Genomic DNA, 19578 nt, shown 5'->3' with positions numbered 1-19578 from the left:
CTCAGGCGCCTCCCTTCCAATTCTTCGCCTGGCGCTTGCGTCGCTGCTCTTTCGCATGGTTGCGTCGCTCCTGAGGTGAAATGTGATTTGAATCGTCAGCGTCGCGAGCGCGGTCGCGCTCCTTGATCTCCTTCGAGCTCGAGGACGAGCTGCTGCTTTTGGCCGTGTCTGTGCCGCCGTCGGTCGCAAGCCGCCGGCGCGAGGGGAAGCGTTCGCGAGCGGCGGAGAGACGCTCCCGCGTCCGCTCGACAGTCGTCCGGGCGCCGGCACGTGCTCGTTTCGCTCCCTGCCACGCCCGGCGGGGCGTTTCGGGCCGCCAGCCCTGTTCACTCCGCCGGGAAACGCCGTGCGCTGCGGAGGTCGCGATTCCGGTCGCCATGCCGGAGATGAGCCCCGGACCGTGGCTCATCGCGTACATGATGAACAGTGGGAGGAAGATCCCCGTCAGAAACATCCCCATAATGAGACCGACGTTGACGAGCGCGTCGCTGCTGAACGACCACCCCAATTCGTAGGCGGCGCCGAACAGTAGTGCGTTCGGCCATGTCATAATCAACAGGCCGACGTACTGCCACAGACCGAAGCTCGCAAAGTGTCGCAATTTCTTGTGCGGACCGATCAGTGCGAGGACGAGCAGCGGACCGAGTGCGTACGGCGCCCAAAACAGCAGTTGATAGCGGAAGAGGTAGATGAACGCATAAATGGCAACCTTCATCCACCCGAAGAGGTAGATCGTCGCCGCGATCGGCACAGCCGTCGTCCCCATCGTCAACGCACCTTCGAACGACGTAATGATCGCCCGCGGATCCGGCGCGAAGGCGTGCGCGACATTGTTCGCGATCAGGTGTAGCCACGTCGCCAGCGGCCACGCAAAGATGAGTGCGAAGATAGCGACGAGCGTCCGCAGAATCCACAGATACGCGCGGTAGCTGCCGATGATCGACGAGTAGGGGAGAAAGCCCGTCAGGAGAATCATCGCGAGGACGAGAATCGCGAGCGCGAACGGGAACACCTGGTTCTCGTAGATCGGTTCGTGAATGCTCTGGTAGGGGTGGTTCGTCGGCGTCCCAAAGATTCCCATCCAGCCGCTGTTATCCGGGACGGGCGTGCCGATAAGCAGGTGCATCGTCCCGCCGAGGAGCCCGCTAATGACGTCGACGGCCGTCTCCTGAATCCACTCAACGATGTCGTCCATCATCGTCTGGCCGTTCCCGATACCGAACCCGGAAGAGACGCCGAGTCCGGGGAACGACCCACCACCGTCGGCGCTTGTGTTCGTTCCGTTACTCAGCCAGTGACCCGTCGGCGGGTCGCTGGCGTTCGCAATGCTGTTGCTATCCGTCTCGTTTGTCGGCTGGCCGACCTGGAGCGCTGTCGCCGGCTCTTCGCCGGCCGTATCGGGCGGCTGCGCGAGCGCGAGGACAGGAGCCACGGCGCCGCCGCTAACGAGGCAGACGAGCGCGAGGAGCGTGATAGCCGTCGAAAATCGGGACATGGGTGAATGCCGGTGCGAGGCTCCGGCGGGGTTAGTTCGTCACCGGCGTGCACGCCATGCTCGGATCAATCACCGAGAATCCAAGCGCGAACTGGAGGAACGATAGCGCGATCACACCGAAGAACAGCGCGACGAACACGCCGCCGACAATCCGGTGCGCGATCGCGGCGATCCTTCCGGTCAGCGGGAGCGCCTCGAGCGCCATGCCGACGAGGATTCCGGCGAGCAGCAGCACGACCGTGATTCCCATGATGATCCCGATGGAGGACGACATGAGCTGGCCGGCGCCGGTGTCGCAAAAGTCCCCTCCCGCCTGCAACAGCACCGCACTCCCGGCCACCGAGGTCGCCGCCGCTGTCCCGACGAATGTAGACAACATCGTTGCGAGGACAGCGATCGTCACGGCCGGTGCGCGGTGACACCCGACAGCCGCGATCACCCCCGAAAGGGGCGCGTATAGCCGCTCCGCCGTTTCTTCCACGACATTTGTTGTTGATTGTGGCATACATTTCTGTGCGACTACTGTATACAAATACGTTGCGGTAAGAGTCGTAAAGTTGTTGAGCAATAAACTTGTATACAAGGGGCCCATCAAATCAAATATGTATACGGCACCCAAGGTACGAAACATGCCGCGTGCACTCCTCACGGACCGCGAGCGCGACGTTGTAGAAGAGAAAGACGACGTGAATCGGACCACACGGTCAACGCTCATGTCTCGGATTGAGCAAAAGATCCAGATCATGAGAGAAGACGCGCGGCTCCTTCGCAAGCATCAACCGGAGTTAGCCGGGGAGCTTCAGCGCGCCGTCTGCGAAGAGCCACTCGAGGAGCGACTCGATCACGTCGAGGACGAAATCGAGGAGATCAAACGCCGACTCGCGGCCGTTGAGCAGCGCGAAGGTGAAGACGAAGGCGAGGAACCAGACGTCGAGCCGGAGGAGATCGCCGAACCAGACCCGGCCGCCGACAGTGAAGCCGACCGCGGGAGCGGCGATATCGGCGAAGAGGACGGGTAGACCGATGGCTGTCTACTTCCGCCGAACGAACGCGCGGCTCTCGCAGATATTCGGTGTCGTGGCCATCGTCGCGGGGATCCTCGTGATTGGCGACGGCGATTGGTACGCCACGCCGTTTTTGCTCCTCGGCGGCGCGATCCTGCTCACCCGAACCGCACAGAACAACGGCGGGGTTCGAGGGTTTCTCATGGACGTCCTCGGCGCCGGAATCGCCCTCTGGGGCGCCGGCGTCGCGATCGCCTACTAATCCCCCCGGTACCGTCAGCGAACCAAACACCACATTTCCGCAGAACGAGCCATGACCGACCACGCACGCACGCCGAGCCGCCGGACCGTCCTTCGCGGCCTCGGTGCCGCCGCGACACTCTCCCTCGCCGGGTGTACCGGCAGCGGGGGCGGTGGCAGTCTCGCCGGTCCCTCACCGGGAGACACCGACGCACCGACCCAACAGCAACAAGCCGCGTGGGCGCTCGACCCACGCCAGTACGCCAGCGCATTCAGCACGCACGTAAACATCGTCGAGGAAGGCGCCGACAACTCCGGGAAGGAGCCGATCGACATCATCGCTGGATAGAACGGATTCGTGTGGTTCAGATAGCCACTGGCGTCTGCGTGTGCCCGGATGTGCTCGAATAACTGGTCGAATCGCTGTTGGTCTTCGCGACGGAGTCCGCGTCGATATGCTGCCCACTCGTGTTCAAGGGAGCGAATGGTATCCCGGTACGTCGGGTTAGTTCGACCCATTCGCGATCACTCCCGGCGTCTGCGGTCCAGTCTGCGCCGTTTCGTACAACGGCTGTCTCGCTTGGAGGATGCGCTCCCAGAATGCAAGCGTCGTCTGGAGGTGGCCGCCACCAACCGGATAGACGAGCGTTTCGAACGAGTCCGCGACGAACCGTGGGCCAAATTGCGTTTGTTCGCATTCGATGATCTCCGTGGCTGCTGTCTTGATCGGCTCTGAAAATTCGTCTTTTTGACTCCGAGTGACGAGTATCGGAAGATCATACTTGCGAGCAACGCCAGCGAGCATGGCGAGCGCACGCACAAGCATCTCTGTTCCCTCGGTGGCTCGCAGTGAATCGTGCCGATATATGCCATCCAACGCCGGCAGAACGAGGAGCGACGTGTTGGAATCGACCGTTGCGGTAAGGGTCTCTACGAGGGCAGTGTGTTGGAACGGTGTAAAGGCGCGCGCGACCTGAATCCGCTCACGCACACGGCGATCAAGAGCGAGTTGGGCGAGCGGATTGGTTCGGGCGTGGCCATGGGTGTCCACCCAATAGGCCGGCCCGCTGTTGAGTGAGACATGATCGACGACGAGTGCGTGTAGCGGTCCAAGTAGCTGTTCTGGGGTTTCGAGGAGTTGGAGACCGGGTTCAAGTGCCGGTAATTCGGGGATTGGCGGGGGATCAGTCGTCGATTGCATGGTCGAGACCACAACGGAGTGTGGAATAAGCCTCAGCGTGTCAGTTCCAATGCTTCCGAAATCCGTCTCGGCGATGGGACTTCGTCGCCCAGTCAGGCGATTTTTTGCACTTTCTGTCGGTTTCCGAAATGGTTTCCGAAATCCACCATAGGGAGTCCAAACGTAATGGGCTGATCAAGCTGAAATGAACCGCAAGCGGGGCTTCTGACTGTTATATCGCAGCTCCAAAGGATAGGACTTACCTCTGCACCCCTAGTGTCGTTTCTGGAGGTACCGTCCACAACCAACCGCTACAGCACCGAGTGGGAGTGCGATTCCAATGGAGATACTTGCGACGATATCAAGCGCTGGTGGGGGAGCATAGGCGACAGGACATATAAAAAGCAGTTCCGGGAACGGAAGGAGATACACGTCACCGCCCCATCCCCCAGAACAATTGTACGCATAGAACCCAACTGCTGGGCCAAACAAGAGAGTGACTGCTTCGAGGAGGCCGCCCCCTGAATACGAAAAGAAAACAGCACCGCCAAAAGCCAGCGCGAGAACAAGGCCAAACAGTGGTAGATCATACGCAATGATCGGATTAGACGTCACGATCAGCCCTCCAAGAGCTCCGATCAGTGCCGCGCCGAGGAGCTTTCTGTTCTTCCCAACGCAGAGATTTCGACACCACGTGGACGTGAACGACATCTACCCCCACCTATCGCGCTTTCGGTAAATGCTTTGTCTCGAATCCACTCGAGGCTAGAAGCCGAAGCGCTGCTCCTTCCGGAGAGCACTTGACTCGGTAGTCCATCCGAGAAGGTAGGAGATGTCCTCTGGGGGCTCTCGTAGCGTATTGGTGCCTAGATATTTAGGATGGATCATCATCTAAACGAGTATATCTCGGCGTGCAGCCGTGGTCGGTGCTCTCGTCGCCCCACTCACACTCACTGGCTACGTAGTGGTCGTCGGGAATCCACAACTCTCTTCACCGGCTACTTCTGGTCTGGTTCGGAGTTGTTGCGCTTGCGATTGGCGCTGGCTGGCTCGAGCTCCGGGCTCGATAAGACCACCTCCCAACGGCAAAGTAGGCACCTCGCTTCAGTTTTAGCGAATTAGATTTCTACTCGATGAAACGCTGAGTCCGCATATTAGGAGGTCGACAACGGAATCCAAGTAGCGGAAGAATCCTCGATTTCAGTTACTATTCGACCCAGACGTTTACCATCTTGCTGGTCACTCGTATAAAGAGATTCAATCCCCCGCATTCACGGAACGCAGAATCAGATAGTTGAGGGTTTTACTGAGAGAGCTGTGGCATCTCGTTCTGACTCCATTCAATCCACTCATCCATCGCGTCTTGGCCCTGCTCAGTGATCTCATAGGAGTTTGTCAGCGGGTCAAGCGTCCCCTTTTCGACGTAGTCCTTCTGGACGAGCGTATCTAACTTCGGGTACAACCGCCCGTGGTTGATCTCCCTATCGTACACTTGTTCAAGCTCCTCTTTGACGTCTTGGCCTGATGGTTGGTCGAGACCGACGATGACGACCAAGAGGTCTCGTTGGAACCCACTCAACTCAACCATTGAAAAGAGGTTAGATAGACAACAATACTTGTTATTCACTCATATCACCGTGTGACATCAGCCTACGACTTGGACCCAATGTTCGTTGGTCGGGTAGCTCAGTCAAGTGCCTCTCTTGATCGATTCTCAGTGATAATCACCAGTCGGGGAGATGTCTGGCCCTTCGTAGCTGAGCAGTTAGGTCTCTTCCTGTGCGAGTTGTAAAATCCACTGAGTAAACGCATCAGAAGTGATTGGATCTATCTCCTCGGTGCCGACTAGCGGCGAGAACATGTCCCCAGCCATCAGTACCGAGAAGTCAAGCTCCTTCTTCGCTGGAAGGAGCAAGTAGGTTCGCTGGCCATTATACGTGGTTTCTTCTCGGCGAATCAACTCCTTTGCTTCGTGACCGGTCGCCAGACGGCTTCCTGTCCGACTATTCACCCCTAGTTCCTTCCAGAACTCACTCTGGTAGAGTCCTCCTCGCTCGCGAATGAGTGCTAACGCACGCGTTTCACGAGCAGTGAGGGCAGTGTCCGGACCGTCCTTGACTTCTTCCTCTGCGTATTCGCTTGCTGTCTCCGAAGGCGTTGTCGCGTGCCCGTTCGTCGGCTCCAGCAGGTAGGTCCGTTGGCCCTTCTTGGTCGTTTGTTCTCGTGAGAGGAGTCCTTTCTCTTCAAGAGCTGTCGCAATGCGGCTGCCTGTGCGGCTCGACACGTCGAGCTCTTTCCACAACTGGCTTTGGAGGAGACCGCCTTCGGCAACAATCAGTCGTACGCTTGCTTTTCGGTCAGGGATAAATCCGCATTCGTGCTCATTCTCAGTGTAGGATTCACTAGGTGTTTGCCACACAAATTCTCATCGATGAGACGCTCCGTCCTGAAAACGGAGAGACCCATCCTGCGAAATCCGAGAGCGGTGAAGAGATTTATTCAATTACTTTTATTCGTCAAGCAGGAATCAGCCAAAGGAGAGTGGTACTACCACCTACTAGTATACCAGATTGTGTTCGATAGAGGTACCAGCTGCAAAGCACAGATTCGCATCCTCCTCGCACCGGTTGTCGGGAAAGCCAGGGGCGGCATCTGCGAGAGAGGACGTGATGAACCTCGTCGGGCAGGTGCAGGACGCTAACCACATGAATACCTCCTACTCTTGATTTTCTTCGTGTAGTGCTTTGATACATGACCCTAGTTGAAGCCCGACGCGTCAATGTCGACGACACCGTTCGTCGGAGGGGAGGACACGAAGAGATTAAGAAGCACTCACCAGACAGCCATATCCAGGCAGTCAAACACCTCGCATAGGCTTACATGCGATGCACTAAGTGCGATGAGAGCCTCATTGCTTTAGAAGAATATCATGATAGAGAGTTCATCTGCAGTTCGTGTGAATATTTCCTTCATAGAGGTTCGGCTTGACTATCCGGACAAAGATTTCTTTCGGCTGGTAAGTGAGGAACGGGTTCTCCTATCGATGTGGTTGTTATGAATCACTTGCTACTACCACCACCGTTTGTCACTCCACTTTCTCCTTCAGTTACCCATGATTCACCATTCCAGAGAAACGGAATTGCAGTAGATTTCCATCTCCTCACCTCGGCGTGGAGGTTAGCTGAGTTGGTGTTTGTTCTTCAATGAGTTCGAAGCCTCGTGCTTCCATCTCTTCGAAGTATCGTTGAACATCGAACTCGCTGGTCTCCGTTACGAAGATTCCGTCCTTGTTGACGGCACCGTCTGCCATGAGCTGTAACGTCACCGAGAGTGGGACACCGACATAACAACCGTACTCACGCATCATTGAAATGTCATTGCCGTCAAAGAAGGGAAACGGCTGAGTGAAGTGGAAGATGGCAGTCCCAGTTTCACCGGCGTTCGTCCCGGTGACTTCCGACGAGAGAACCGTTTGTGGGGTCCACTCCGTCTCACTCGACAATTTCTCAGGCGAACGCCACTCGGCGTCTCGTTCGTCACCGGCACGCTTGACTTGCGTCTGAGCAACTTCGAGTGGGTCGACTGTTCCGCCCTCGATATCGAGTGAGTCCGCGTCGAACGCATCCATCGCATGGAGCGTCCGCTCATATTCGGTCCACTCATCGTGCCAGACACCACGGGTGATAATACGATCGACGTTCTTTTCCTGTGCGATAGGAGCCTTCGGGAACGTGATTGGTTCGGGATGAGAGATGACGTATGTCTCCTGCTCGCCAATCGGCTCGGGGAACTCGAAGATCCGCTTTTGCGAAAATGGAGGCAGGTCATTAATGACTTCGCCGTCCTCCCAGCGAGCGCGTTCGTCGACGTTCGGATCGTGTTCGTAGGTGACGGTATCGGTGAGGCCGGCCGTCGTCTGGGTGAGCAACCGCCACATACCCCAGTAGAAGTTTACGTCCTCGACTTCCTCAAACTCTTCGCACCCGACCATTCCGAGCGCGATGGTACTGACGAGACCACCGTTAGCGAACCACAGCGAGCATCCTGACTCCGCAAACTCGTCGGATCGACTGAGCACTTCGTCGAAGTCGAAGGCGTTCAGGTCGACGCCGAGGAGGTCCCCAACCTCGACGATGGCGTCGAGGACGTTCTCTTCGAACTGGTACGGAAGTCCGTTTACCACGTACGTTGCGCCGTTGAGCGCGCGCACGATGTCTTCCGTACTGGTTGCATCGACAGGCTCGAACGTCACACGATCATCATCGATCAGTTCGACGAGCCGACGAGAGTTCTTCTCATCAGCGTCCGCGACGACGATTTCGTCGAAGTCGCTTGTCTGGTACAGGTCGTACACACAGGCCGAGGTCATTGCTCCTGACCCACCGAGGACAACGGTCTTGCCGCTCATGATACGAATGGATACACATGATTGACCGTCTTAATACTATGGGATGTCACCGTACCATCCATCGCCTGCTTTTCGGGAGTTTATCCGTCAAAGTGCACGTTTTCGGCGACACGATGGAAGGTTCCAAAGAGGCTATAGTGTCCCTCAGTGACGTAGTGGATATACATACACCATGTCGAAAATAGCGCTCTTTGCGTTCGCAGCGATGGCACTGTATGCTGGATGGGCATTCTTCGCCAAACTTGCGACACGAACCCTGCCAGCAGAACAGGCCGTCATCTACACGTACGTCGCCGGACTCACCGCCGCGACCGGGTATCTTCTCTGGCAAGACGGCCCAGTCGTTATTTCCACCAGAGGAATCGGACTCGCACTCGCCGGCGGTCTCTTACTCGGGTTAGGGACGATTACGTACTACATTGCCCTCAGTCAGGGGTCGGTAGCCGTCGCGACGAGCATCAGTGGGCTGTATCTCCTTGGGACCACGCTTCTCGCGGTCGTCTTCCTCGACGAGCCGCTTGGTCAGACCAAGATTGTAGGAATCGCGCTGGCGGTCGGGGCGGTAGTTCTTCTCGCTCAGTGAGTCGCGGCCACTGACACCGCCTTCCGAGGAAATTTGACGTCCCGATTCCCCATACGATTGTATGACAGTCGTGGCCGCGGTTGACGACTCGGAGAGAGCGTCGACGGTGTTAGCACACGCTTCTTCACTCGCATCGGATCTCAGCGAACCACTCCATGCGATTTACGTCCTCCGCCGCGCTGACCTGGTAAACGTCCTCGAAAAGGAGGTCGAAGGACAAGCAGTCACCGAGAATTATGAGGTAAAGTACACCGGAGAGAGAATCGTCATGAAAGCAATAGCTACCGAAGGCACTGTTCACGACCACAAAGATATCGAGACCATCGTCCGGGTTGGCGATCCCGCAGAAGAGATCCGGTCGTACGCAGAAGAGGTCACAGCCCGGTACATTGTCGTCGGTGGCCGTCGCCGGACGCCGACCGGAAAAGCACTGTTTGGGAGCGTTACACAGCGAGTAATACTCACTGCGTCAGTGCCTGTGCTCAACGTCCCAATCCCAAACCGCTGATACGAGCCGAGGTGCTGACCGAATCCCCGTGAAACTCGCCGTGAGCGGATCGATGTGATTATTTTTGACTTAGCTGAAAATCGGCCAAGATTGTACTCGACCGGAGACCGGTGCCTAGTCTATGCAATGCAGCTGCTCGGTCGACTAGGGTACGAGTATCCGTTTACGGCTCTACGACGATGTTCCCAGCGTAGTCGTTTCGGCAGAAGTGACGCTGTGCCTCGTGAATCTCGGGGAGAGGGTACGTCTCAGCTAGTAGTGGTTCGATGTCCCCGTCTTCGATGTAGCGAACTAGGTCTTGGAACTCACTCCGTGTCCCCATGGTCGACCCAACGATATGGACTTGCTTCAGGTACACCGTTCGAAGGTCTATTTCAGTGACTGGGCCGGCGACGGCACCAGCAGTCACCAGTCGGCCACCCGGTCGAAGCGTCTCGACAAACTCTTGGAATAGCTCACCACCGACAACGTCGGCCACGACGTCAACTCGCCCGTCACCTGTCCAGTTTTCTATCACTGTTGGAACAGTTTCTTCGTCACGTGCGACGACCTCGTCTGCCCCTAACTCACGAACCGAGTCCGCTTTCTCGCTGCTAGTTAGTCCGAGCACATGTGCACCGCGCCGCCGTGCGAGTTGGATGAGTCCAGTACCAACTCCTCCGGAGGCGCCGGTGACGAAGACGTCGTCGCCAGCGCCGACGTTCGCGCGATTCAACATCCGCTCAGCGGTCACGTACGCTGTCGGAAAGGTTGCGAGTTCAGTAGCGGAGAAAGAGCTGTCGATTTGGTGTGCGTTTTCAGCAGGAACAGCCGCATATTCCGCGTATCCACCATTCCGCTCGCTCCCGATGAGGTCTGCGTTCACGAGAGCTTGGAACTCGTCCGCGGCATCGGCGTAGAGAGCGTTATCGACGAGAACTTTCTCTCCGATTCGGTCTTCTGAGACGTTTGGTCCGATATCAACGATTTCCCCTGCGATATCTGCACCCTGAATGATTGGAAAGTCGAGATACCCTTTCCAGCCAGCATCATTCTCCCCGTATGCCGCCTCTCGTGTCCAGATGTCCGTGTTATTTAGCCCACATGCTTCAACCTTAACTAGAACGTCGTCGGCTCCAATTCGGGGTACTGGAACGTTTTGTTGATACTCCAACTTGTCTAGCCCACCGTGTCCGGTGAGTAATACTGCTGCCATGGTCTCTGATACCATACGCTTCACGACATTCGCTCCGGCGCAATAATTCTTATGTGAGTCGGTAATTTGGGAGCTTCTAACCTAGAACGATCTGGGGACAAATCACCGAAGATTATTCGGAAAAACTATTTTCTCGAATCACAATTCGATCGCCTACGATAATCTATGAGTACGAAGCCGTCGGCTCACCGAGGACACTCCGGTCGACTTGTATCCCTAAGCCGGGCGTCTCGGACACCGTCGCTTCGCCGTTAGATACGTTGGCATCGAACTCAGCGATTTGGGTAGTCACCATGTCACTCGAATCGAGAACGCACCGCAGCATATCCGGCGGCACAGTCTGACCCAAATGGGCGAGCGCAGCGAACGCTATTTCTGAGCCCGTCGTTGCCTGGACACTGACTGGGAGACCGGCGGCGAGACACATATCGCGGTGTCGGCGACCTCGCGTCAACCCGCCACTCGTCGATATTTTCAGCCCGATACCGTCGACCGCGTCATCCGCGATCGCCCGTATAATCGCCTCGTCGCCGTCCGCCAGTTCGTCGAAGAACATCGGAATGTTACTTCGACGCCGTAGAGAGAGGTTTTCTCGCCACGTCTCACAGGGATTCTCCAGTACGAAGTCAAGGCCTGAAGGTACGAGATTGAGTACGCGTAGCATATGTTCGGCTGCCAATCCGCCGTTGCCGTCAACGATGTAGAACTCGTCATTCTCGGCGTCCGCCAGCGCTTGCTCGATCCGAGTTGCATCCAGACTGGGACCACCTTCCGATTGCGGTGCACCAATCTTGACCGAGTGGCCCTTGTACCCTCTGTCGCGGTATTCGGCGACTCTCTGACGCATGTCTTCCGGGTCGCCAGCGTGAATAGAGGAAATAAGGTTCATACTCGCGTTCGTACTGCCACCCAGAAGGTCACATACCGGCATATCGACCGCTTTTCCGAACAGGTCCCAACACGCCACGTCGATAGCAGTCTTTGCATGGTTGTGGCCCACTAACGACCGGTCCATCGTCTCGTTCACTCGGTCAACGTGACGTGGGTCACACCCAAGCAATGAGTCTGCCATCTCTTCGATGCCAGCCCGGACGCCGCGTGCGTGGGCGGCGATGTAGTTCGGCCCAAACGGAGTCGATTCTCCCCACCCTTCCAAGCCGTCGTCGGTGACGAGTCGGACAACGGTCGCATCGAACTCCGAGTAGGTTCGGCCGCCGGAAAGGTGGTAGACGCCACCCGAGTAGGGAAGATCAACTTGGTAAACATCAATCGATTCTATTTGCATACTCGACCTCCTGTTTGAGACCTGTGCTGGTTGTTCTGGTGAACGCTTCGTCTATTCATCGAATTCGTAGTGGTGGCTATCACCGACATTAGTATACTCTTCGTGAGCATCTGAACATCTGTCAGCACGTGAGGGACGCTCACATCACGGATCCAGTTGGCTGTCAGCGGTTCACATATAATGTTCATGCAAAACGGTATATAATCTTTGGAGACGGCACGGTTTCGTGCTAATTTGCCCTCAACGAAGGCCGTTAGCATCGGATTCGCTGTCGACATCCGGTGTGTCGTAGCTCAACCGAGCACGACTCTGCTGATTCGACCCAATCGGCATCGCTCGAATTTTCCATCGAAGAGGGCCAATAACAAGTGCGATACGAAGGTGAGCATTCAATCGCTCGAACTCTCGGATCGTCGCGTCGACAGGTAGTCGACGAGGCTGACGCTTTCAGGCTGTTCACCCGTGTCTGAGCCGTATCGCTCTGTGAAGAGAACAGGGTTTTGCTGTTCCAACTCCATCGTGAGTCCGACGATACAGCACCCCACCACAATTGCGATGGGAAGGCCCACCAGGACCACGAGGTCTTTCAGTGCGGCGAGACCTCCCGTAATGAGGAGAACAGACGTGAGAAGGCCGACGAGCATACCCCACGCGATTCGGTTCGCAGTCGGTGGGTTCGAGTCACCGCCCGTGGTGAACATCGCGAGGCTGAGCGTCGTCGAGTCCACAGTGGTGATGAGGAACGTAAGCACCAACAGCAGGTACAGCGCGGAGAACACCTGCCCGAACGGCATTATGTGTTCGAACAGAGGAAACCCTGCAACTTCGATGCCGTACTCCGAGACGACTCCTAGAATGTTCACTTGCCCACTGTTTTGTGCCCACAGCGACGAGCCCCCCATGACGACGAACCACGGGAAGGACGCTGCACTCGTCCCGACTATGCCGGCAAACACGACCTGTCTGATCGTCCGTCCGCGGCAGATACGGGCGATGAAGATACCGATCATGGGAGCGAACGAGAACCACCACGCCCAGTAGAACACGGTCCACGCACCGACCCACTCTGAGCCGTTTTCGACGTTCGAATAGAGGCTCATTTCAATAAACTCGGTGACGTAGCCGCCGAACGCTTCCGACCCAAGGTTAAGCAGGAACGCGGTGGGACCGAAAATGAACGCGACCGCAAGCAGAGCCGCGAACAGGTACATATTAAACGACGACACGCGACGAATGCCTTTCTTGACCCCGAGGGCTGCCGAGGCGGTGAAGCCGACGGTCAGCCCGACCGTGATGAGAATAGTTCCGAGGTCACCAAACTGTAATCCCCAGTTGTACGATAGTCCGGTCATGAACTGCGTGACGACGAACCCGAGCGACACGGCGACGCCGCCGACACTCACGACAACAATGCCGATGTCGAGGAACTTCACCCAGTCTTTGTCGAGATTACTGACGCCAATGAAGGGTGCGAAGATGGTTGAGGGTTTGATCGGGGCGTCGCGGCGGTGGACGTAGTACGCGATAGTAACACCGATCGTAAGATACGCAGACCACGGGGAGATACCCCAGTGGAGCAGAGTGTACTGGACCGCGCCGGGGATTATCGCACCGCTCTCCGCACTTGCCGACAGGAACGGTGGGCCCGAAGCGTAGTGGAAGAGCGCCTCCGCGGGCCCATAGAACACGAGACCGGTCGATAGCCCCGCAGAGAACAGCATCGCGAAGAATTGGTAGAACGTGAACTCGGGGTTCTCGTCGGGGCCTCCCAGCTTTATTTTCCCCCACGGCCCGATCATGAGCCACAGGCAGAACGCAACAGCGAGGAACATCGCCCAGAGGTACAGCCAGCCAACTTCCTTCCACAGGAACGTGTTGGCGGCGGTAAGTACGTCTCCAGTCGCCGTCGGACGAATTGCGATTGCACCGATTGCGAGGATGGTCAACAGGGCACCAATGCCGAAGACGATGCCATCTGTCTCCTCACGGAACGTACTGATGAGTGAGCGATTCTCTCTCGACATCAGACGTACACCACCACGGTACCCTGTTCGACTTCGACGTCATACGTTTCGACGGGAGGTTCCGACCCTTCGATATGGTGACCGCATCCGTCACAGCTCCCCCCATCGGAAACCATATCAGCCTTGCTGTCGGACACGCTCCCGTTGGTCGAGGTTGCACTATATCCAGTATCCTCCTCGGATGTTTCGACTGTTGCCTCGAACGTTTTGGCCTTCACGCGGTGGGGGTTGAACACGGACTCACCGGTAGTCACGTCGAACTCCCAGCCGTGCCACGGGCAGGTGACGATTTGCCCGTCACGTTCCCAGTTGTACTCGCCGGCGGTGTCAGACCTGTTCGTTCCTGTTAGCTTCCCCTCACAGAGAGGAGCACGCTGGTGAGGACAGTCGTTCTTCATCGCATAGTACTCGCCATCGACGTTGAATACGCCAACCGAGAACCCATCGAGGGTTTCGATACGACGGTCGCCGGGCGGTAGTTCGTCTGCCGGACAGAGTTCGAAGCGCTTTTTCGTCATCGTTAGTTCAGCTCTGAGGGGTCGGCGGGAAGGTCCCAAAGTTCCATCGCGTTCTCGTATTTGATGGCGCGTTCCATCTCCTCATCCATGGGCGGGAGCCCCCACATCGGGTCATCGCCGTCCCAGTGGGGGTAATCGCTCGCGAAGATGAGAGTTTCGTCCGCGTGCATCATCTCGAGGATCTGGTCGTGGTACTCTGGCTTTTCGGGCTCCTCGATAGGTTGAGTCGCGAACCAGACGTTCTTGCGGATGTAGTGGCTCGGTCTCTCTTCTAACCAGGGGGCTTGTGAGCGGAGGCCTTTCCAGTTCTTATCGAGACGCCACATAAAGTGCGGAAGCCACCCGTAACCGCCCTCGATGAACGCAAAGCGGAGGTCGGGATACTCGACGAACACACCTTCAGTGACGACGCTCGCGAGCTGGCCCATGTAGTACGCCCCGAGAAGTGTATGCCACTCGATATACGAATTCGGGTGGCCTGCACCGGTTGGTGCGTTACTCGTCCCGTGGCCTTCGGAGAAGGGATGGACAGCAATCGCGAGGTTCATCTCTTCTGCGGCCTCGTACAGCGGCCAGTACTGTGGCCGACCGTATGGAACTTCTGCACCACCCGGGAGCATCACCTGACGAATTTGTGGATGAGACCCGTACTCTCTGATTAACTTGGCGCCTTTCTCTGGCGCCTTCGGGGCCACGTACATCGAGCCGAGGAACCGTTCATCAACCGTGAGACATTCTTCGATCAACCATTCGTTGTATGCCCGTGCTAGTTCGTTGGCATAGTCACGGTTTGGGAGTGCTGCGAGGTTGAACCACGAGTTACCGGTGAAAATCCCGTAGTCAATACCGTGCTTGTCGAGGTGATCCTCAACAATTTTCTCGATGTCAGACCCCGGTTTTCCACCATCTTCCGGTATTTCATCCTGTTTTAAAAATCCCCCTGGATTCCGGTAGAGTAGTTCCGGAGCGACGATTCCGTCGTCCTGATACCGTTTGGGAAGATATTTGACGATAGCTTCGTCGTCGGCCCACCGTTGATGGATATCTGCATCGACTAGCATCATCTCAGTACCCGAGTCTGGATGGACAATCTCCCCTAGGTTACTCTTTCCCATGGTTCCGTTCCCCTATTACATGATCTTCCATATAAATCTTGGCATAGCTCGATTTCGATTTCTGTGGGGAGAGGAGATACTGACCGAGAATTCGGTCGGTTCGAGAATCGCTGAATCCTCGATCCATACTTAAATCATAGCTACGTAATTCACGATAGCCGAATCGACACTGAGGATAATCGATATTCGACAGAGAGCCCCGAAGTATGCCCGATTCAGGCAATATGAAAGTTCGAAACTCGGCCAACCCCCGTGTAGTGTGGAAATCGAGAATCTACGAATTCGATAATTCCGAATGATTTTTGTGACATCATCGCATGGGTACCTTCATGACCGACGACGCAAACAGGCCCGTGAAAGCGTTATTGACGATGGACGAAATCGTCAGTGCGCTAGACACTATCGGAACAGCGGGCGTGACCGAGATTGCCGAGCAAATCGACCGCCCACAGAGTGTAGTTCACGACTACCTGAGTACACTCGCCCAGCTGGGGTACATCGTCCGGACGAACGGCAAGTACGAACTGGGGCTCCGCTATCTCGAACTTGGCGGCAGAGTTCGTGACCGCATTCCGCTCTATCAAGTCGCGCGTCCGGAGATCCAGAAACTGGCCGAAGAGTCGAGTAGTGAGAGTGTGACGCTTTGCGTCGAGGAAAACGGAAGGTGCGTCGCCCTCGACGCTGTGCAGAGTAACGAGAGTATCAAGTACGACTGGAGTCCGGGGTCGTACTTTCATATGCACTGCTCAGGTGCTGGCAAAGCGATGCTGGCGAACTACTCTGACGAACGAGTCGAAGATATTCTCGACACGCACGGGCTTCCTGCACGTACCGACAATACCATTACTGACAGAGAAGAACTCTCACAGGAGCTCGAAGAGGTCCGCGAAAGTGGTGTCAGCTTCGAACGCGGTGAGTACAATACCGGGATGCAGACCATCTCAGCCCCGATACTGGACGATAACGGACGGGTACTCGGCGGATTGAGTGTGTCGGGGCCCGCGCATCGGTTAGAGGAGCCGAAAGTGGAGGCAGAACTCCGAGACAAGTTACTCTCGTCTGTAAACATCATCGAGCTCAACTACAACGCTCGCTAAAATACTCCTGCCGCGCTTCCTGCAGATGTTGTCTTCACCAGTAACTATTAGTGTTCGAACTCAGATTGTTCGTTTTGATGCCAGCCTACGAGAACTACTGTAACGGTCAGTGGATGGACTCAGAATCAGGCGAGCGGTTCAAGGTACACAACCCAGCAAACCCGAGCGACGTGGTCGGGACCTTCCCCCAGTCAACTGCTGCCGACACAAAGCGCGCTATCGAAGCCGCAGTCGAAGCACAACCGAAATGGGAGCAAACGCCAGCACCGGAGCGCGGCTCGATTCTTCGCCGTGCTGCGTCCCTGCTTGGAGGTCAAGCCAACGAACTCGCTGAAACGCTCTCTCGCGAGGAGGGGAAGGCACTCCCGGAGGCGTCCGGTGAAGTCGCTCGGGCAGTCGATATCCTCTACTATTACGGTGAGAAGGCCAACGACCTCGGCGGTGAGGTCAAATCGTCGAGTTCCCGAGATACCCGCCTCCAGACGAAGACCGAACCGCTTGGGACCGTCGGGCTCATCACACCGTGGAACTATCCGATTGCAATTCCGACGTGGAAACTCGCGCCCGCGCTTGCAACTGGTAATACCGTCGTTCTAAAGCCTGCATCGCAGGCACCAATTGTTGCGTCCCTTATCGCGAAGTGTCTCGACGAAGCGGGTCTCCCTGACGGCGTTCTCAACGTTATCACCGGCCCCGGAAGCGAGGTCGGCCAGACCCTCACAACGAGCGAGGACGTCGACGCCATTTCGTTCACGGGGAGCACGTCCGTTGGGCAGTTGGTCGGCGAGACAGCGGCGGCTGGTGGGAAGCGCGTTCAACTTGAGATGGGTGGGAAGAACCCGACTCTCGTAATGCCGAGTGCGGACGTCAATACCGCGGCCGAAATCGTCTCTGATGGCGCGTTCGGAGTCACTGGACAGGCCTGCACCGCGACATCGCGAGCTATCGTTCACGATGATATCTACGAAACATTCGTCGAGGCGCTGGTCGAACACGCGGAGAACATCAGTATCGGCCCAGCACTCGATGGATACGATATGGGGCCACACATCAGTCAGGACGAACTGAACGGGACGCTCGAGTACATCGACGTCGGTCAGTCCGAGGGTGCGACACTTGAGGTTGGCGGATCCGTGCCGCAGGACGAACGCCACAAGTCGGGGTTCTACGTCGAACCGACCGTCTTCTCGGACGTTTCCTCGGAGATGCGCATCGCCCAGGAGGAAATTTTCGGACCAGTCGTGGCCGTTATCCCCGTGAGTTCGTATGATGAGGGTGTCGCCGTTGCGAACGATACGAAATTTGGCCTGGCTGCGAGCATTGTTACTGAGGAACTCGGGGAGGCTCACCGGTTCGTCGACGATGTCGAAGCAGGTGTCGTCAAAGTCAACGAGAAGACAACTGGGCTCGAACTCCACGTTCCCTTCGGCGGGATGAAAGCGTCTTCGAGTGAGACGTATCGTGAACAGGGCGACGCAGGGATGGATTTCTTCACTACCACGAAGACAGTGTATCTCAACTACTAGCGCTCTATTCAGGGGTAGCGCCTCCATCTTCTTCCATTTTCTTGACGAACTGAGACATCACTTTTGGCACGTACGCATTACTCCAGCTCTCGTTCTACGACAACGAACGGCTTACATTTCTACGTCAACTTCGGTGAAACCTCACGCCGTTACAGTACTATAGATGTAACCATCGTATGGGCTCTGAGTAGAGTGGTCTTATAGACATGCAAGATTAGCGATTGGTACCCTGAGTTCGGGAGTCCACTGAGCGTTCTACGGCATCGAACGATTGCCGGTTGAGTAACGCTCTATTGGGTCCGACCACGAAAAAGACAATATGACCCAAAAAGCGACCCGGCCGATACAGTCAGACGAAACATTGCTTTCGATACTTGAAGCACTCGAGACGGCGACCGAGCCGAGTATTGGGGATTTGGCTAAGAAAGTAGGCGTCTCAAAGAGCACCGTCCACAACCACCTCAGCACACTTCGTCAACATGGATACGTTGTCAAAGGCGATCGGGGCTATAAACTCAGTCTACGCTTTTTAGAACTCGGTGAGAGTGTTCGAATGGACACCGAGATTTATGACGTCGCGCGGCAGCACGTTGATGCGCTATCGCAGGAAACCCAACTCCTTGGGAACATTGCCGTTGAAGAGCATGGTCGTGGAGTCTATCTGTATCGAACGAGAGTTGATGACGGGGTTCAACTTTCGACGAGAGCGGGAGAAGTACACGAACTCCACTGCACTGCAACTGGAAAGGCAATACTTGCACAGCTGTCCACGGAACGAGTTGAGTCGATTCTCAAAATGCATGGTCTTCCGGGGTTGTCTGAAAATACTATTACCGATAGGGAGGAGCTTTTCGCTGAATTACAGCAGATCCGCGAGCGCGGCGTCGCATTTGACGACGAAGAGTACGGTAAAGGATTGCGGTGTGTCGGAGTCCCAATCCTCGACCAAGGTGGGGTCGTCATCGGTGCAATTAGTGTGTCCGGTCCTGCTACTGAATTAGTTGATGAAAAATATTCATCAGAAATTCCAAATATTCTACAACAGATTTCAAACCGGATTGAGTTGAACCTTCGAAACTATTAGAAAATTCTTTATTAAGTTCAATATTGTGACTATCAGATAAATAGTTATTTTTGGGAGGATTATGTTCCGATATGTAGTCCGACGCGATAGTGGGTTGGTAAAGCCACTGTTTAGTTGAGTCAGCTTGAGGAACGAACAAGTCGTTGAGTAAATTGGCTCGAATGCTCATTTGTTTGCTCAGCGAAAGCTGCGATGCGGATTTAAAAGAATCTTAGGAGACCGAGCGGACGGCGACGCCCGTTAGGGCGTTCGCCGTCTGCTTACGCTGCCAACATTCAAGCGAAGCTGTTCTAAACTCTCTTTGAGCATGTCTACA

The 19578-nt window shown here is 56.1% G+C and carries 19 protein-coding genes and 5 pseudogenes; 8 read left to right on the top strand and 16 right to left on the bottom strand.

Features of this window, described 5'->3' with window-relative positions; genetic code table 11:
* Window position 1 precedes the first annotated feature (1 nt).
* The gene (locus tag C3L37_RS06850) at window positions 2-1495 is read right to left on the bottom strand and encodes a hypothetical protein (protein ID WP_129113855.1); all 1494 of its coding nucleotides are present in this window, start codon (window positions 1493-1495) and stop codon (window positions 2-4) included.
* 31 nt (window positions 1496-1526) lie between these two features.
* Window positions 1527-1976 (bottom strand): hypothetical protein, encoded by a 450-nt coding sequence (locus tag C3L37_RS06845; RefSeq protein WP_129113854.1) that lies wholly within the window; start codon window positions 1974-1976, stop codon window positions 1527-1529.
* A 262-nt stretch (window positions 1977-2238) separates the two neighbouring features.
* Between C3L37_RS06845 and C3L37_RS06840 the strand changes: the two genes are divergently transcribed.
* From C3L37_RS06840 to C3L37_RS24200, 3 genes are read left to right on the top strand one after another with little or no spacing between them, the layout of a single operon-like run.
* Complete coding sequence (locus tag C3L37_RS06840) at window positions 2239-2514, top strand: hypothetical protein (protein WP_129113853.1); 276 nt, start codon at window positions 2239-2241, stop codon at window positions 2512-2514.
* A gap of 4 nt (window positions 2515-2518) precedes the next feature.
* Entirely contained in the window at window positions 2519-2761 is a 243-nt protein-coding gene (locus C3L37_RS06835) for a hypothetical protein (protein ID WP_129113852.1), read from the top strand.
* 51 nt (window positions 2762-2812) lie between these two features.
* Entirely contained in the window at window positions 2813-3088 is a 276-nt protein-coding gene (locus tag C3L37_RS24200) for a hypothetical protein (RefSeq protein WP_164974697.1), read from the top strand.
* Here C3L37_RS24200 and C3L37_RS24770 read toward each other — a convergent pair.
* The 8 genes and pseudogenes from C3L37_RS24770 to C3L37_RS06805 all read right to left on the bottom strand — a co-directional run.
* Window positions 3067-3258 (bottom strand): annotated as a pseudogene (locus tag C3L37_RS24770) (hypothetical protein); the annotation flags it as partial. The gene C3L37_RS24200 and the pseudogene C3L37_RS24770 overlap by 22 nt on opposite strands.
* Window positions 3245-3940, bottom strand: a complete 696-nt coding sequence (locus tag C3L37_RS06825; protein WP_129113851.1) for a hypothetical protein — start codon at window positions 3938-3940, stop codon at window positions 3245-3247. The pseudogene C3L37_RS24770 and the gene C3L37_RS06825, both read right to left, overlap by 14 nt.
* Before the next feature lie 252 nt (window positions 3941-4192).
* Window positions 4193-4630, bottom strand: coding sequence for a hypothetical protein (locus C3L37_RS06820; protein WP_129113850.1), 438 nt, complete (start codon window positions 4628-4630; stop codon window positions 4193-4195).
* Between the two features lie 592 nt (window positions 4631-5222).
* Window positions 5223-5507, bottom strand: coding sequence for a helix-turn-helix transcriptional regulator (locus C3L37_RS06815; protein ID WP_129113849.1), 285 nt, complete (start codon window positions 5505-5507; stop codon window positions 5223-5225).
* Between the two features lie 177 nt (window positions 5508-5684).
* Window positions 5685-6014 (bottom strand): annotated as a pseudogene (locus tag C3L37_RS06810) (helix-turn-helix transcriptional regulator); the annotation flags it as partial.
* A gap of 129 nt (window positions 6015-6143) precedes the next feature.
* Window positions 6144-6338: pseudogene (locus tag C3L37_RS25510) on the bottom strand (helix-turn-helix transcriptional regulator); the annotation flags it as partial.
* Between the two features lie 341 nt (window positions 6339-6679).
* Window positions 6680-6796 (bottom strand): annotated as a pseudogene (locus C3L37_RS25505) (IS5/IS1182 family transposase); the annotation flags it as partial.
* A gap of 283 nt (window positions 6797-7079) precedes the next feature.
* Window positions 7080-8327, bottom strand: a complete 1248-nt coding sequence (locus C3L37_RS06805; RefSeq protein ID WP_129113848.1) for a saccharopine dehydrogenase family protein — start codon at window positions 8325-8327, stop codon at window positions 7080-7082.
* A 172-nt stretch (window positions 8328-8499) separates the two neighbouring features.
* Between C3L37_RS06805 and C3L37_RS06800 the strand changes: the two genes are divergently transcribed.
* Both C3L37_RS06800 and C3L37_RS06795 read left to right on the top strand, forming a co-directional pair.
* On the top strand, window positions 8500-8910 hold the full coding sequence (locus C3L37_RS06800) for an EamA family transporter (RefSeq protein WP_129113847.1): 411 nt from the start codon (window positions 8500-8502) through the stop codon (window positions 8908-8910).
* A 61-nt stretch (window positions 8911-8971) separates the two neighbouring features.
* Complete coding sequence (locus C3L37_RS06795; RefSeq protein ID WP_129113846.1) at window positions 8972-9418, top strand: universal stress protein; 447 nt, start codon at window positions 8972-8974, stop codon at window positions 9416-9418.
* 163 nt (window positions 9419-9581) lie between these two features.
* Here the strand turns inward: C3L37_RS06795 and C3L37_RS06790 are convergent, their stop codons facing one another.
* The 5 genes from C3L37_RS06790 to C3L37_RS06770 all read right to left on the bottom strand — a co-directional run bounded on the left by C3L37_RS06790 (window position 9582) and on the right by C3L37_RS06770 (window position 15555).
* Complete coding sequence (locus tag C3L37_RS06790) at window positions 9582-10628, bottom strand: zinc-binding dehydrogenase (RefSeq protein WP_129113845.1); 1047 nt, start codon at window positions 10626-10628, stop codon at window positions 9582-9584.
* Between the two features lie 148 nt (window positions 10629-10776).
* Window positions 10777-11898 (bottom strand): mandelate racemase/muconate lactonizing enzyme family protein, encoded by a 1122-nt coding sequence (locus C3L37_RS06785; RefSeq protein WP_129113844.1) that lies wholly within the window; start codon window positions 11896-11898, stop codon window positions 10777-10779.
* A 389-nt stretch (window positions 11899-12287) separates the two neighbouring features.
* On the bottom strand, window positions 12288-13922 hold the full coding sequence (locus C3L37_RS06780; protein WP_129113843.1) for a BCCT family transporter: 1635 nt from the start codon (window positions 13920-13922) through the stop codon (window positions 12288-12290).
* Window positions 13922-14440 (bottom strand): Rieske (2Fe-2S) protein, encoded by a 519-nt coding sequence (locus C3L37_RS06775; RefSeq protein WP_129113842.1) that lies wholly within the window; start codon window positions 14438-14440, stop codon window positions 13922-13924. Before C3L37_RS06775 ends, C3L37_RS06780 begins: the two co-directional genes overlap by 1 nt.
* A 2-nt stretch (window positions 14441-14442) precedes the next feature.
* Window positions 14443-15555 (bottom strand): amidohydrolase family protein, encoded by a 1113-nt coding sequence (locus tag C3L37_RS06770; RefSeq protein ID WP_129113841.1) that lies wholly within the window; start codon window positions 15553-15555, stop codon window positions 14443-14445.
* Window positions 15556-15884: 329 nt separating this feature from the next.
* Between C3L37_RS06770 and C3L37_RS06765 the strand changes: the two genes are divergently transcribed.
* The 3 genes from C3L37_RS06765 (at window position 15885) to C3L37_RS06755 (ending at window position 19262) form a co-directional block, all read left to right on the top strand.
* Complete coding sequence (locus tag C3L37_RS06765; RefSeq protein ID WP_129113840.1) at window positions 15885-16652, top strand: IclR family transcriptional regulator; 768 nt, start codon at window positions 15885-15887, stop codon at window positions 16650-16652.
* A 77-nt stretch (window positions 16653-16729) separates the two neighbouring features.
* Entirely contained in the window at window positions 16730-18178 is a 1449-nt protein-coding gene (xacF, locus tag C3L37_RS06760) for a 2,5-dioxovalerate dehydrogenase (RefSeq protein WP_129113839.1), read from the top strand.
* Between the two features lie 319 nt (window positions 18179-18497).
* On the top strand, window positions 18498-19262 hold the full coding sequence (locus tag C3L37_RS06755) for an IclR family transcriptional regulator (RefSeq protein WP_129113838.1): 765 nt from the start codon (window positions 18498-18500) through the stop codon (window positions 19260-19262).
* 223 nt (window positions 19263-19485) lie between these two features.
* On the opposite strand, the pseudogene C3L37_RS25690 reads toward C3L37_RS06755, so the two are convergent.
* A pseudogene (locus C3L37_RS25690) lies at window positions 19486-19571 on the bottom strand (IS6 family transposase); the annotation flags it as partial.
* Window positions 19572-19578 lie beyond the last annotated feature (7 nt).

Origin of the sequence: Halegenticoccus tardaugens, from assembly GCF_004116405.1 — an archaeon.
GTDB classification, from domain to species: Archaea; Halobacteriota; Halobacteria; order Halobacteriales; family Haloferacaceae; genus Halegenticoccus; species Halegenticoccus tardaugens.
Note: the sequence above shows the minus strand (reverse complement) of the source record. Positions and strands in the feature narration are given on the sequence as shown.